This window comes from Xanthomonas axonopodis (assembly GCF_001304695.1).
In the GTDB taxonomy this organism is placed as follows: Bacteria; Pseudomonadota; Gammaproteobacteria; order Xanthomonadales; family Xanthomonadaceae; genus Xanthomonas; species Xanthomonas axonopodis.
Genome location: NZ_JFAQ01000120.1, coordinates 20,418 through 33,350, shown reverse-complemented (window position 1 = coordinate 33,350; position 12,933 = coordinate 20,418). Strand labels below are relative to the sequence as shown.

9 protein-coding genes, 1 tRNA gene and 4 pseudogenes are annotated in these 12,933 nt (G+C 66.1%); 7 read left to right on the top strand and 7 right to left on the bottom strand.

The window, feature by feature from the left end:
- Window positions 1–373: 373 nt before the first annotated feature.
- From XAXN_RS11740 to tmk, 5 genes and pseudogenes are all read left to right on the top strand, one after another.
- Window positions 374–824 (top strand): annotated as a pseudogene (locus tag XAXN_RS11740) (roadblock/LC7 domain-containing protein).
- Between the two features lie 63 nt (window positions 825–887).
- Window positions 888–1,247: pseudogene (locus XAXN_RS11735) on the top strand (roadblock/LC7 domain-containing protein).
- A gap of 96 nt (window positions 1,248–1,343) precedes the next feature.
- Window positions 1,344–2,252 (top strand): annotated as a pseudogene (locus XAXN_RS21365) (hypothetical protein).
- Window positions 2,253–2,260: 8 nt separating this feature from the next.
- Window positions 2,261–2,802: pseudogene (locus XAXN_RS23115) on the top strand (GTP-binding protein).
- A gap of 479 nt (window positions 2,803–3,281) precedes the next feature.
- Entirely contained in the window at window positions 3,282–3,965 is a 684-nt protein-coding gene (tmk, locus tag XAXN_RS11715; RefSeq protein ID WP_054319674.1) for a dTMP kinase, read from the top strand.
- 302 nt (window positions 3,966–4,267) lie between these two features.
- Here tmk and XAXN_RS11710 read toward each other — a convergent pair.
- The 4 genes from XAXN_RS11710 to birA form a co-directional block, all read right to left on the bottom strand.
- Window positions 4,268–4,343: transfer RNA gene (locus XAXN_RS11710), tRNA-Thr, on the bottom strand.
- Between the two features lie 32 nt (window positions 4,344–4,375).
- Window positions 4,376–5,290: an SPOR domain-containing protein gene (locus XAXN_RS21355; RefSeq protein ID WP_134980073.1), complete on the bottom strand. Its 915-nt coding sequence runs from the start codon at window positions 5,288–5,290 to the stop codon at window positions 4,376–4,378.
- 9 nt (window positions 5,291–5,299) lie between these two features.
- Window positions 5,300–6,028 carry a type III pantothenate kinase gene (locus XAXN_RS11700; RefSeq protein WP_054319673.1) on the bottom strand — a complete coding sequence of 243 codons (729 nt, stop codon included), beginning with the start codon at window positions 6,026–6,028 and terminating at the stop codon, window positions 5,300–5,302.
- The gene (gene birA / locus XAXN_RS11695) at window positions 6,025–6,990 is read right to left on the bottom strand and encodes a bifunctional biotin--[acetyl-CoA-carboxylase] ligase/biotin operon repressor BirA (protein WP_054319675.1); all 966 of its coding nucleotides are present in this window, start codon (window positions 6,988–6,990) and stop codon (window positions 6,025–6,027) included. The genes XAXN_RS11700 and birA overlap by 4 nt, the downstream gene beginning before the upstream one ends.
- 358 nt (window positions 6,991–7,348) lie before the next feature.
- Between birA and XAXN_RS11690 the strand changes: the two genes are divergently transcribed.
- Window positions 7,349–7,648, top strand: a complete 300-nt coding sequence (locus XAXN_RS11690; RefSeq protein ID WP_054319672.1) for a hypothetical protein — start codon at window positions 7,349–7,351, stop codon at window positions 7,646–7,648.
- 8 nt (window positions 7,649–7,656) lie between these two features.
- Window positions 7,657–8,412 carry a M90 family metallopeptidase gene (locus XAXN_RS11685; protein WP_054319671.1) on the top strand — a complete coding sequence of 252 codons (756 nt, stop codon included), beginning with the start codon at window positions 7,657–7,659 and terminating at the stop codon, window positions 8,410–8,412.
- A 147-nt stretch (window positions 8,413–8,559) separates the two neighbouring features.
- Here XAXN_RS11685 and XAXN_RS11680 read toward each other — a convergent pair whose 3' ends face one another.
- The 3 genes from XAXN_RS11680 to XAXN_RS11670 all read right to left on the bottom strand — a co-directional run bounded on the left by XAXN_RS11680 (window position 8,560) and on the right by XAXN_RS11670 (window position 12,930).
- Entirely contained in the window at window positions 8,560–9,744 is a 1,185-nt protein-coding gene (locus XAXN_RS11680; protein WP_054319670.1) for a DUF1501 domain-containing protein, read from the bottom strand.
- Window positions 9,745–9,862: 118 nt separating this feature from the next.
- Complete coding sequence (locus XAXN_RS11675; RefSeq protein WP_054319669.1) at window positions 9,863–11,440, bottom strand: DUF1800 domain-containing protein; 1,578 nt, start codon at window positions 11,438–11,440, stop codon at window positions 9,863–9,865.
- A gap of 119 nt (window positions 11,441–11,559) precedes the next feature.
- Window positions 11,560–12,930, bottom strand: a complete 1,371-nt coding sequence (locus XAXN_RS11670; protein ID WP_008576455.1) for an ATP-binding protein — start codon at window positions 12,928–12,930, stop codon at window positions 11,560–11,562.
- Window positions 12,931–12,933: the final 3 nt, after the last annotated feature.

Here is a 12,933-nt window from a genome sequence, read left to right as displayed (position 1 = left end):
CTCTACCTGGCGCGCGCAAGGTTGCCCACATGAAGCACAGAGGCCTCCCAACAGAGGCCTCGATCACCGGGATTGCCCTGAATGGGCAAAGCGATCTACGCGCCCCATCGTCTATGTGCATCCAACCTCCCGCGAAACGCGGGAACGGGGCTTGATCAGCGTTGCCTTAGATCTGCCTCGTCGCGCCGCTATCGTGACGTGTCACGGCACTCGGTGGCGCACCGGACTTTGCCGATTCCGCCTGTCTGACCGACCAGTCAAGCATCACGGGCGAGTGTGACAGCCTGCTCGGCTCCGGGTGATATGGTGCGCCGCCTGGCGCGGCATACCACGCATGCAGGCGCTCGGGCCATCACGCAACAGGGGGAATTTCATGCCGCACAACGCCGTCAACCAAGTCGTCAAGGCTGCCGTAGGCGACGTCCCGCGGGCGTTGCATTCTACGATCTGCAGCGCATTGGGCACGAGTTTGCGCAGACCATCGAACGTGAGCCGGGCATCCGTCTGTTGATGCTCTCCACTGCCGACGGGCGCGCCATCACCGAGCAATCCAGCTTGGATGTGGACAGTCGTCGGCTTGCCGCGATGGCCAACTCGTTCCTGACCCTGGGCGAGACCCAGGCGCGCGAATCCAGCCTGAAAGAGGCCGATTACGCCACCATCAGCACGCGGGCCGGGCAGCTGGGCCGATCCGCATCCGCGCCGACAAACCGCTGACGCTCACCGCAGTGGGCAGCAGCGACATCAGTGCCGCTGCGCTGTTGTTCAATGCGCGCGATTGCGCCGGCCGCCTCGCCACCGTATTGGCGCCGCCGCAAGGCTGAGCACTTGGCACTGTTCGTGCATGCCGCAAGGCACCCATTCCTCATCGTTTCCAAGGATCACACGTGTCAAAACTCAATCTGGAAACACCTGCATTCTCTGGCCGGCTTCGTCGGCGCGGCGCTGGTCGATAGCGACAGCGGCATGGCGCTGGGCATGACCGGCGGTGCCGAGCTCAACCTGGAACTGGCGGCGGCCGGCAATACCGAAGTGGTGCGCGCCAAGCGCCGTATCGCCGAACAGCTCGGCCTGAACGACACCATCGAAGACATCCTGATCACGCTCGCACGCCAATACCACCTGCTGCGTCCACTGGAAAGCAACAACACGCTTTTCCTTATGTGGTGCTGGACCGCGCCAAGGCCAACCTGGCCATGGCCCGTCACGAGCTCAAGGCGTTCGAAAAGACCCTCGATTTCGGTTGATGGCAACAGCGCGGTGCCAGCGCATCGCCTGATCCAGCCTGCCGGTGCAGACCGGCAGGCCTCTCGTAATCCAATGCGCCGCCACGGCGCCAGCTCATGACCACACCCATCAACGCCATGCGGGTCGCCACGGCCGACCTGGACCTGCTGCACACCACACGCCTGAAACTGGCGTGCTCGCTGCTGCTCGCCGAACGCATCGACGTGCAGTTGGGTCCATGGCCCCAGCACGCGGCCGATGTGGTGGTCCCCTGGGCCTGGACAGCGCCGATGGCCTGGCTGCCTGGCAGGCATTGCAGGGGCAACCGGTGCGTGTGCTGGTGGTGTCGCGCACACCCATGGCCGGCGCGTGGATCAAGCACGGCGCCACCGTGCGCGAACTCAACGAACACATGCGTCTGCTGTTGTCCTCGCCGCACGCCACCCCGGTCGCGGAGCCGGCCTTGCTGCTGCGGCACTGCCGTGGCGAATTCGGTGCCGGCGCAGTGGCGCTGGAACATGCGCAGTTGCACGTGCGTGTGGACCCGGGCAATGGGTGCGTGCAGTTGCCGGCTGGCGTGGCACTGGCGGAGGTGATCGCCGCACTGGACCGCTCGGGCTGGCACGTCGTGCCCGACCTTGCCGCTGCCGCGTTACCCCAACGTATTTCCTTCGAAGCGCTGTTTTTTGCCCTGCCCGAGCATCTGCGCCAGGCACTGCCGGCCATGGAACCCAGCCATGCGCTGCAATTGCACCAATGGCCGGAGTTGACTGCAGGAACCAGTTCGCCAGCCCAGTTGCTGGCCATCGCCCACCTGCCTGCGCGCCCCTGGCGCCCGCAGGCGCTGGCCGATGCCTGCAAGCTGCCGCTGCAAACGGTGGAATGCCTGTTCGCCGCTGCACTCGCCAGCGGCCTCGCCCAGACTGCGGAGATTCCCGTGCCTGCAACGCAGCGTCGCCCAGACAGCGGCAACACGCGGTTTTTTTTCCTGGGTCGCACGCCGTTTCGGCCTTTCCCTCTTCTAGGCGCAGTCATGAGTCTTCCAGCCAACAAGCTGGTGTTCGTCGGCGGCATGGGCGCCGGCAAGACCACCGCGGTGCGCTCCATCTCCGATGTGGAGTCGGTCAGCATCGAAATGCCGCTCAGCCAGGATGCCTACGGCGACAAGGCCTACACCACCGTCGCGCTGGACTACAGCTCATCGAGCTGGAAGACGGCGAGCTGCTGCATGTCTACGGTGTACCAGGCCAGAAATACCTGGATTTCATGTGGCCGCTGGTGTGCGACGGCGCGCTGGGTGTGATCGTGCTGACCAACGCACGCGACCCGCAGATGCTCCCAGCCATGCTGGAGTTGTTGCGCGAGTTTTCGCGGATCGCACCCGAAGCCAGCCTGGCGGTGGGCATCGCCATGACCGATGAAGTCGAGGATTTCCTAGTGCCGCCCTTTGGCGAAGCCTTGGTAGCCGAAGGCTTCCGCGTGCCGGTCATGCGCGTGGATGCACGCTCGGCCACCCAGATCACCTTCCTGGTGAAATCCCTGCTGTCCTACCGCTACACCTCGGCGACCCGCTGATCGAAAGCCCGCTTGGCGCGGGCGCTGGGCACGGCGAGCAAGACAAGGAATCTGGTCACGACGGTGCCTGAGCGGACGTCACGCGGGGGATGCCGCCTCTAGGGTGGCGGCGACGCGTCCGTTATCCTAGAAGCCAAAAACACGACGCAGTCGCGAGACGCGTGTGCAGTGTGTCTGACTTGTTCAGTATGGCCCGCAGCCAGAAGCCAGGATATCGGGACATTTCCGACATCGCGCAGGACATACTGGCGATAAGTCATCGGCAATAGAGGCGCAGCGCGCGTCGGATCTTTCGACCCCGTCTGCGCCGTGCCGCCGCCGCGCCCCCAAGCACGTCACGGCAGCGCTCGCACTGCATCGTCGCGTCTGCCATGGCGCTGCGGCTGAGTTTCGCCAGCGCGCGTGTCGCGATGACTGCTTACTCTTCATGGCCCTGCTGCCGGTTAGGGTCCATCGCCACGATCAGATAAAGTAGCGCGATGACAATCGAACTGAAGCCCGGCGGCTTGCTGATCGCCATCGAAGGCATCGACGGCGCCGGCAAGACCACGCTCGCCCGCCGCCTGGCCACCACCCTGGAAGCCGCCGGCGCGCGCATCGTGCTGAGCAAGGAGCCCACCAACGGCCCGTGGGGCACGCAATTGCGCCAGTCCGCCGCCACCGGGCGCCTGAGTGCAGAGCAAGAAGCCGAGCTGCTCATCCGCGACCGCCACGAACACGTGGACACCTTGATCGCGCCCGCGCTGGCACGCGGCGACATCGTCATCCTGGACCGCTATTTCCCGTCGATGGTGGCCTACCAGGGCGCGGCCGGTCTGCCGCTGGACGAACTCTTGGAGCGCAACGCCTTCGCGCCGCGCCCGGACGTACTGCTGCTGCTCGACCTGCCCCCACCCACCGGCCTGGCCCGTATCCGCGCCCGCGGCGATGCACCCAACCACTTCGAAACCCAGGACAACCTGGAACGCTGCCGCACGATTTTTGCCGCGCTTGAATTGCCCGGCAAACACGTGGTGGACGCCAGCGCCGATGCCGACAGCGTGCTGCGCCAGGCCCACGCCATCATCGTGGCCGCATTAGCCGACCGATTGAGCGGCGATGCAGCGAAGGCCGACACCGGCAAGGCCGCGCTGGAACTGCTCTCGGCCGGTCGCCCGGCCTGATTGCTGCGCCTCGCATCGCGCGATCAACATCGCGCGATGCGCGTGACATGGTGCAGCCACTTGCAGCGGCGACCAAACGGGGCGAGCAGCCTTCAGGTGAGCGTGGATAGCGCGCTCAAAAACCGGCGCGCGGCGCACCCTCCGGCTTACGAAACGCCGAGCACGATAACGTTCGTCGGGACAGATGGCGGCAGGCAACGCGCCATCGTGCCCGGTAACCAGGTGATGAAAAGATCCCACGCATCGCGTGCTCGAACCGCAGCAACGTCACCCGTGATTGCCACGTCTGCGTGGATCGAAGATGGTGCCGACACCCGGATTCGAACTGGGGACCTACCGCTTACAAGGCGGTTGCTCTACCAACTGAGCTATGCCGGCAAAGGCAGGCGCGTTGCGCGCCGGTGCGCATTCTAGCGCAGCGCGGCGCAATCTAGCGAACGCTGACGCGTGGCACCGGCAGCCCCTTGCAGAGCGCTGGTGGCCGTACTGGTGCGGACATCGATCCACCAGCGCGATTGCCCGTTGCCGCTGGGCACCAGTTGCGCCGGGAATCCTGCGCCGACCAGGCTGGCCTGGCGCCGCTCGGCGCGCTCGCGGCTCTGGTACTGGCCCAGCGCCACGGTGTTGTCCTCGCCCTGCGCGATCACGTAGTAGTCGCCCATCCCGGCCGCGGCAATGCGCTTGACCAGGGCCTGCGCAGCCGCGCGATCGCCCACGTTGGGCAACATCACCCGAAACGTGCTGATACCGGCGTCCTTGTCCTCGCGCACGCTGGCGCGACTGGCCTGCCCACGCACGCGTGCCAGCGCCGCATCGGCATCAGCGCGTGCAGCGAATGGCCCAAGGCTGGCGCAGCGCTCTGCGGCAGGCGGGGATGGAGCGGGCGATGGTTGTGCAGCCGTCGTGGCGACGCCATTGGCCGGTTTCGCAGCGGCGTTCGCCGCTGCCGACGTCTCAGGTGCGCCGCGCGGCGCTTGCGCTGCGGCAGTGGTGGTCGATGGCGGCGCTTCAGACGTTGACGTGGAAGGACCGGCAACTGCCGGCGTGGTCGGCGTGGGTACCGATGCAGGCCCAGATGCTGTCGATGGCGATGGCGCCGGTGCTTTCGACGCACGTTCTGCTGCAGACGCCGATTCCTTACCTGCCACTGCAACCGGCAGCCCAGCCCCGCCAGCACCGGTCACCGTCGGCAGCAGCTCCAGCCGCGCCACACCGGTCGGCTGCGGCGGGGCCGGCGGTGATGCCGGCGGCGGCTGCAAGGCCCACCACAACGCCACCCCGGCATTGAGGACGATCAAGACGACGATGAGCGCGCGGACATACATGCCCCGATTCTACGGTGACGACGCGGCGGTCGCCCACGTCGCCAGACCGTCCAGCACCAGGGCCGCGCGGAACGTGGCATCGGGCAACAACGGCAGCAACGGCGGCGCGCCACCGCCATGCACCAGCAGCCGCACCGGCACGCCCAGGCTGCGTTGGGCGTGCTGCAGACTGCGCTCAATCAGCGCCACCGCCGCGCCATCGCAGCCGGAGGTCAAGGCATCGTCGGTGTCGGCGGCCAGCTCGACGTAATCGCCGCCGCCGGCCGGCAGTTGCACCGCGCGCGCATGCAGCGCTTCGCGCATGGTGGTCGGCGAGGCAGCGATGCGGCCGCCGTGATGCAGGCCATCGGCGCCGAGCACGTCGATGGTCAGTGCGGTGCCCACGCCGGCCACCAGCACCGGCGCGTCGCCGCGCGCACCCAGCAACGCCAGAAAGCGGTCCACGCCGAAACGGCTCGGGTCGGCATACGCAATACGGATGCCGGCGCATTCGGCGGCAGTCCGCACGATGCGCACTTGCGTAAAGCGCCCCTGCAGGCACGCGATCATGCGTTGCGTCAATGCCGGCGCAGCGACGCTGGCGACATAGGCGATACGCCCGGACGGCAGCGCCGACAGGGCCGCCGCGTCCATCGCCTCAGCACCATGCGCCCATGCCTGCGCCTGGCCGGCACGGTTGCCGTGCAGCGGCGCGTACTTGAACCGCGAATTTCCCAGGTCGAACAACCACTCGCTCATGCAGGTCTCACGCTCACTTCTCCGGAGTGGAACAGGCGCACCGTCTCGCCCAGTTGCACCCGCAACGCGCCATCGGCCGCCAGGCCGAGCGCGACGCCACGATGGCAGGTGCCGGCCTCTTCGACCTGCACCGCACGCCCGCTCAAGACATCCAAGTCTGCATAACGCCCCAGAAACGGCGCCAGCCCCTGCGCCTCGAACAGGTCCAGTGCCGGCAGCAACCCGGACAGCACTGCTGCCGTCACGCGGTCGCGCGACACCGGGCTGCCGGCCAGGGTATCCAGGTCGATCCATGGCTGGTCGATGCTGGCCGCTGCCCTCTCCGGCATGTGCACGTTCAAGCCCAGCCCGATCACTGCACGCGCGTTGCCGGCCATCTCGCCGCCGCCTTCGATCAACAGGCCGCCCAACTTGCGCTGCCGCGCCAGCAGATCGTTGGGCCACTTCAGCCCCACATCGGCGAACCCACAACCGCGCAAGGCTTCGGCCACTGCCACACCCACCGCCAAGCTCAGGCCTGCAAGTTGGCCCAGCCCGCCATTGAAACGGCGCGACGCCGACAGATAAATGTGCGCGCCCAGCGGCGAGGTCCACTGACGGCCGCGGCGGCCGCGGCCACCGGTCTGCCGCTCGGCCAGCAGCACCGCCACGCCGTGTTCGGGCGCCGGCTGCGCCAGCAAGGTGGTGTTGGTGGATTCCAGCGTCCAGGCCACATCCAGTGCCGCCAGCCCAGCTGCCGCACCGGGTGCCATGCCGGCACGGATGCGCGTGGCGTCCAGCAGATCCAACGGCGTGGCCAGGCGATACCCGTCACCGGCCCGTCCTTCGATGTCGACACCGGCCGCACGCAGATTCTGGATGCGCTTCCACACCGCCGCGCGGGTCAGCCCGGCATCGCGCGCCAACGCATCGCCAGACAGCCGGCCACCGGCGAGTTTGGCCAGCAATGCACGGTCATCCACGGCTGCGGCGGGCGATGCGGCGTGGCGTGGCGACGGCGCGGGCTGCAGCCCCCTGGAAGAATGCCTGCGCTGCGCAGCCAGCGTACCGCCCGAATAGCGCGCGTGACGCAGCATCGACAGCCCGGACCAGGCCTGCCGTCGGCTCGGCGACCGACAGCACCGAGGATGCGCTGTACGGCCGACCAACGCGCGCACCAGACCGATCTTCCGCGGCGCCTACGCGCCACCGCCGGCCGCCGGCGCCTTTCATCTCACAGTGCATTGCGCGCAAAGTCCCCGAATCCCTCCGCCGAAGTATGCGCCAAGCCCTCCCGGGCGCCCAGCGCGGCTTGCGTGAGGTAGTGAAAAGCGCGTTATTATGATCAGCGACTCACGCCGCTTGCCCTGGATGTGGACGATGCGCCGAATCACGGTTTGCCTGTTCCTGTTGTTGGCTCCGCTTGCCGCGCTGGCATCGGACCAGCTGATCGACGGCGATCATGACAGCTGCATCAGCACCAACTCCGCCGCACGCGCGCCCGAGGCGGCACCGGCACGCAACAGTCCGCACAAAGCCACGCCAGCCACCGGCGGCGGCGGCAGCGATGGCGATTCGCTGTTCCCGCGCATGCGCACGATGCCGCGCTGGCACAGTTTCCTGCCGGGCATGTTCCGCTGATCCCGTGGTTGACGCGCTGGCTGCGCCGGCCGCCTCCCGACATTGCTGATGCGCTGTGGCAGCAGCTGTGCGGCAGTTGCGCCTTGGTTGCCGCGCTCGACGCAACCCGCCAGCAACGTCTGCGCGCATTGACCGCGCAGTTCCTGCAACAAAAGACCATTTCGCCCGTCGGCGGGCTGCAGCTGCAACCGCATGATCAGCTCGTGCTGGCCGCGACCTGCTGCCTGCCGCTGCTGGAAATCGGCGCCGCCGGTTGGCGCGGCTGGTCGCAGCTGATCGTGTACCCGGATACGTTCCGCGTGCAGCGCACCCACGTGGATGCGGCCGGGGTGATGCATGCCTGGGACGACACCCTGATCGGCGAAGCCTGGGAGCAAGGGCCGCTGATCGTCAGCTGGGCCGACGTGCAAGCCGACCTGGACGACCCGCAGGCCGGCTTCAACGTGATCGTGCACGAGATGGCGCACAAGCTCGATGCACTGGATGGCGCGCTCGACGGCACACCGCCCCTGCCGCGCGATGCGCAACGCACCTGGGCCCGGGATTTCCAGCAAGCCTACGATCTGTTTTGCCAACGCGTCGATGCCGGCGAAGACACCGAGATCGATCCGTATGCCGCCGAAGCGCCGGAGGAATTCTTCGCAGTGGTCAGCGAATCTCATTTCTCCGCACCGCACGTGCTTTTGCGCACGATGCCGCAGGTCGCCATGCACTTGGAACGATTTTACGGGCCGTCGCCGTTTGCAGATTCAGTGCAACGTTGATGTGCCGCGTCGCAAAGCGGCGTGCGGTATCCCGTGGGCAGAGGAAACCTGCAGCCATCGCTTGAAGCAGATGCCGCGTGATCGATGCAAGCCGGCTTTCGATACCACGCACATGGCCTGACCTGTGCGATCGCGCGCCATGCAGACTCACACCAATCCAAGATCGCGTGGCGTGGCACCCGGGAAGACCCGTTCCAACTGCGCTGGCGACAACCCCCACAAACGGCTGAGCATCCCGCCGAACAGGCTGCGGTAGTTGTTGAGCACCGGGTAATCGCGGTTTTGCAGCAGCTGCGCCTGTTCGACCGCCACCTGCTCGCCCGCGATGCGGCCGCCACGCACGCCACCGCCCAGCACCCAGTAGGTCGTGCCATGGCCATGATCGGTGCCCTTGCTGCCATTCTCGCGGAAGGTGCGGCCGAATTCGGAGATGACGACCACCACGGTGTCGTTCCAGGCCGGACCCAACGCATCGGCATAAGCCGCCAGGCCTTCGCCCAGATTGCGCAGGTTATTGGCCAGGCCACCTTCCACGCTGCCCTGATTGGCATGCGTGTCCCAGCCACCGACATCGACGAACCCCAGGCGATAGCGCTCGCGCATCAAGGTGGCCATGCGCCGGGTTTCATCGGCGAAAGTGCGTGCACTGGCGGCGCCACGGCCGGCCTGCTCCATCTCTTCGCGCAACTGCGCGGTGACCTGCTGACGCAGCGCCAAGCCCTCGCGCGCAGCTGACGCCAGCGGCGTGCTGTCGTACATCTGCGACAGAATCTGTGCCTGCCGCGCATCCAGCCCGCCTTTGCCGATACTGCGCAACGACACATTGGGTAAATCGCCGCCGCCCTGGAACGTCAGCGGCAACGACTCGGTGAACGCGATGGCCGGCACGCCACTGAGCACGCCCGACAGACGCGCCATGAACCCGGAGCGATAATCGCGGTGCTTGCCGGCCTGACCGGACTCGATATCGTCCTGGGTTTCGAAGTGGCTGCGTGACAGATCGTCGGTGCCGGCAAACGGCACGAAAGCCACCTGCTTGCGCTCCCACAGTGGCAGCAGCGTCTCGCCCACCACCGGGTTGAGACCCCACTGCGCATTCAGCGCCAGAGCACTGTTTGGATTGGCGGCGTCTGGCCGCGCAATGGCCAGGCTCGGCCGCGACTGGTAATAAAAATCGCTGCCATACGGCACCAGCAAATTATTGCTGTCGTAGCCACCACGCAGAAACACCACCAGCATGCGTGCGCTATCGCGTGGCGCAGCGAATAGACGACCGGCCCACGGCATGCTTGCGGCGGCTGCAGAGGCAAGCAGAAATTGACGTCGTTGCATGGTGTCCTCTCGCGGCATTGACCGCCTGGCATTCGTTGGATCGTTGGATCGTTGCTTTGAATCTGCGCGCGTTGAATCGTTGGCGTTGCCTCAGCAGATCTGAATCGGTGTCACTGCGTCAGCGATAGTTGAAGTCAGGCGACGACAACAAAAATCCATTCCATTCGGCAGGCGAGCGCGCTTGCGTCAGTGCCTGCTGGGTGGCGGCAGACAGCGAGGGTGCCAGCCAGCGATACGACGGGCGCGTGTCGATTTGCGTCACCGCCGGAATCGGCGTGTCGTTGTCGCCGTCCAGACGAAACAACTGCTTCGGTCCGCCGCCAATCGAACGCGCCACCTCGAACCTGCGCGCCAGCTGCCCGGAACTGGTCCAGGCCTGCGACTGCAGCGACCAGCCATCGGGCGTGATGCGACCAAACAACGGTTCACCCAGCTGCTGCACCCAACTGGCCATTGGCGCGGCATTGATCACCGGTTGGCCCTCGTACGCCACCCGCATCGCCGACACCACAAACCGGTTCGGGTCCTTGAACTTGCGCGGTTGCGCCTGCGCAAACTCCGGCGACGCCAGCATGGCCTGCATGACCTTGGCGATATCGCCATCGCTGTGCTGGAAGGTCGTGGCCATGCGCGTCACCAGCGCAGCAGGCGGCGCGTCGCTGACGAAGTACTCGGCCAGGCGCTGCGAAATGAAATGCGCACAGGCCGGCTGCCGCACCAACAACTGTACGGCGTGTTCGATCTCATCCAGCCCGCCGCCGGCGATGCGCTGGCCAAGCAACATCTTGTCGCCGGGTTGATGACGCGCCGGATTGAATTCGAACAGACCCTTGCGCACAACCTGCGCCTGCCCCGGCGCTGCAGGCGGCAACGGTGGTGCGCCGGTGGCCTTGATCGGCACCAGGCCCGCGCCGGTGAGGATCAGCGCCAGTTGCTGCACATCCTGCTGACTGTAGCCGCCGTGCACGCCCAGCGTGTGCAGTTCCATCAATTCGCGCGCGTAGTTTTCGTTGACCTTGCCCTTGGCGTTCTTGGCATTGTCCAGGTACTCCAGCATTGCCGGGCTTTGCAGCGTGGCCATCACCAGGTCGGCGAACTTGCCGGTGGCGTTGGGACGGATCGCGTTTTCCATATAGTCGGCCGCCATCCACTTCACCCGGGCCTTGTCGGCATACACGCTGAAATGATTGAGCCAGAACCACACCAGTTGTTCGCGCAGTTGATCCGGCGCGTACACCGCGCGCAGCAGTTGCGCCTGCCACGCCTGCACCAGCATCTGACCACCGCGCGCCTGCCAATCCTTGCGCAAGGCGACCTTCTCATCGCCATCGGGCATGGACTGCAGACGGACCTTGTCGGCTTCGTACTGGGTGAGCAAATCCACCAGCGGGATATGCAATGCGTCGAAGCGTTGCAGCTGCGCGCTTACCGGCGCGGGCAACGCGGCGGCGTCGCTGGGCTGCAGCAACAGCGCACCAAAGCGCTTGGGGCCCAACCGTGTCAGCTGCGTCGCGCTGCTGGCATCAACACCATAGGTGGCACGTTGCAGCCAGCGCATCTGCGATGGTGTCAGCGGCGCTTCGGCAGCCGTGCAAGTGAACGCGCACAGGCTGCCGATCAACAGCGGCACTCGCGTGCGCCGTACGTGCGCGACGCGCGCGCCCACGCATACGGCCTGGCCAACGTGCTCGAACATGCAGCCCCTCCATCGCAACGGCTTGCCCGCCCAGTATGGGTAAGCCAGCGCGTGAGGCGTTAAACGGTTGTCGGAACGCCAGCGCACATTGGCCACGGGTTCATCGGCCCCTGCGTCGGTCACAATCCCGGCGGCAGGGTCACATCGAAGCGGGCGCCGCCCAGTTCCTGCGAGCGCACCACCTGCAGCTCGCCGCGATAGCCCTTGATCAGGTCCTGCACGATCGACATGCCGATGCCGTGCCCTTGCACGCGTTCGTCGCCACGCACACCGCGCTGCAGAATCTTGGCCACGTCTTCCGGCGCGATGCCGGGGCCGTCGTCTTCCACCGACAGAATCAGGCCGGCACGACGGCTACCGGTGGTCGGCCCCGGCTTTGCGGTCAGCAACACGCGGCTACGCGCCCACTTGAAGCCGTTTTCCAGCAGGTTGCCGAGCAATTCCTGCAAATCGCCCGGCTCGCCGTGAAAGCGCGCTTCGGGGGAAATATCGAATTCGCACAACACGCCCTTGACCGAATACACCTTCTCAAGGCCACGCACGATTTCTTCGGCGGTTGGTTCGATCGGCAGCGGTGCCGCAAACAATTTGTGCCCGCTGGAGGCCGCACGTGCCAGCTGGTACGACACCAGGTCGTTCATGCGTCGCAGCTGCACATCCATTTCTTCGTGCAGATCGCGCTCGGACGCACCGCTATCCAATTGCGTACGCAAGACGGCGATGGGCGTCTTGAGGCTATGCGCAAGATCGGCCAGCGTATTGCGCTGACGCTCCAGGTTGTCGCGTTCGCTCTCGATGAAGGCGTTGATGCTGTCGGTCAGCGGTTCCAGTTCGCGCGGATGCTGCTCGCTCATGCGCTGGATCTCGCCGCGCTGCACCTTGGTCAATTCGTTGATGACCCGCCGCAGCGGACGCAGGCTCCATTGCAGAATGAAGGCTTGCAGCACCAGCAACACCACACCGGCGCTGCCGAGGTAGAACCACACCGCACCACGGAACACGCGCAGCTGCGCGCCCATCGAGCGCGCGTCTTCCATCACATAGATGGTGTACGGAATCTCGCCGCCATGTTCGCGTTCGACATAGCTCACACCCAGGCCATAGCGATACAGCTGGCCCAGGCTGCCGTCGATCTGGGTCATTTCCAGCGGGCCGATGAATTCTTCCTGGCGCGGCTCCAGCATGCGGCCATGCGGAATGTTCGGGCCTTCGGCCGACATCGAGGTCCAGCTTTCGTCCGGACGCACGACTTCCACATACAGCCCGCCACCGGGAACGTCGAAACGCGGGTCGGGCGGTTGCCCGCCGATATACAGCGACCCGTCGCGCACGAAATCGATATTGGCCGCGTACGCGGAGGCGTAGTTCTTCAGCCGCTCGCGCAGGTTCTTCTCGGCGGTGTCGGCGAACGCCACGTCCAGCGCGTAACCTGCCAGCGCCAGGAAGGCCACCAGGCTGAGGCTGGCGGCCAGCAGCTGGCGGGCCTGCAATGA

Excerpts from the sequence above, each read along its gene's own strand:
- XAXN_RS11700 (WP_054319673.1), bottom strand. The coding sequence starts at position 6,028 with ATGAGCGAGTGGTTGTTCGACCTGGGAAATTCGCGGTTCAAGTACGCG.
- tmk (WP_054319674.1), top strand. The coding sequence starts at position 3,282 with ATGACAATCGAACTGAAGCCCGGCGGCTTGCTGATCGCCATCGAAGGC.
- XAXN_RS21355 (WP_134980073.1), bottom strand. The coding sequence starts at position 5,290 with ATGTATGTCCGCGCGCTCATCGTCGTCTTGATCGTCCTCAATGCCGGG.
- XAXN_RS11680 (WP_054319670.1), bottom strand. The coding sequence starts at position 9,744 with ATGCAACGACGTCAATTTCTGCTTGCCTCTGCAGCCGCCGCAAGCATG.
- XAXN_RS11675 (WP_054319669.1), bottom strand. The coding sequence starts at position 11,440 with ATGTTCGAGCACGTTGGCCAGGCCGTATGCGTGGGCGCGCGCGTCGCG.
- XAXN_RS11690 (WP_054319672.1), top strand. The coding sequence starts at position 7,349 with ATGATCAGCGACTCACGCCGCTTGCCCTGGATGTGGACGATGCGCCGA.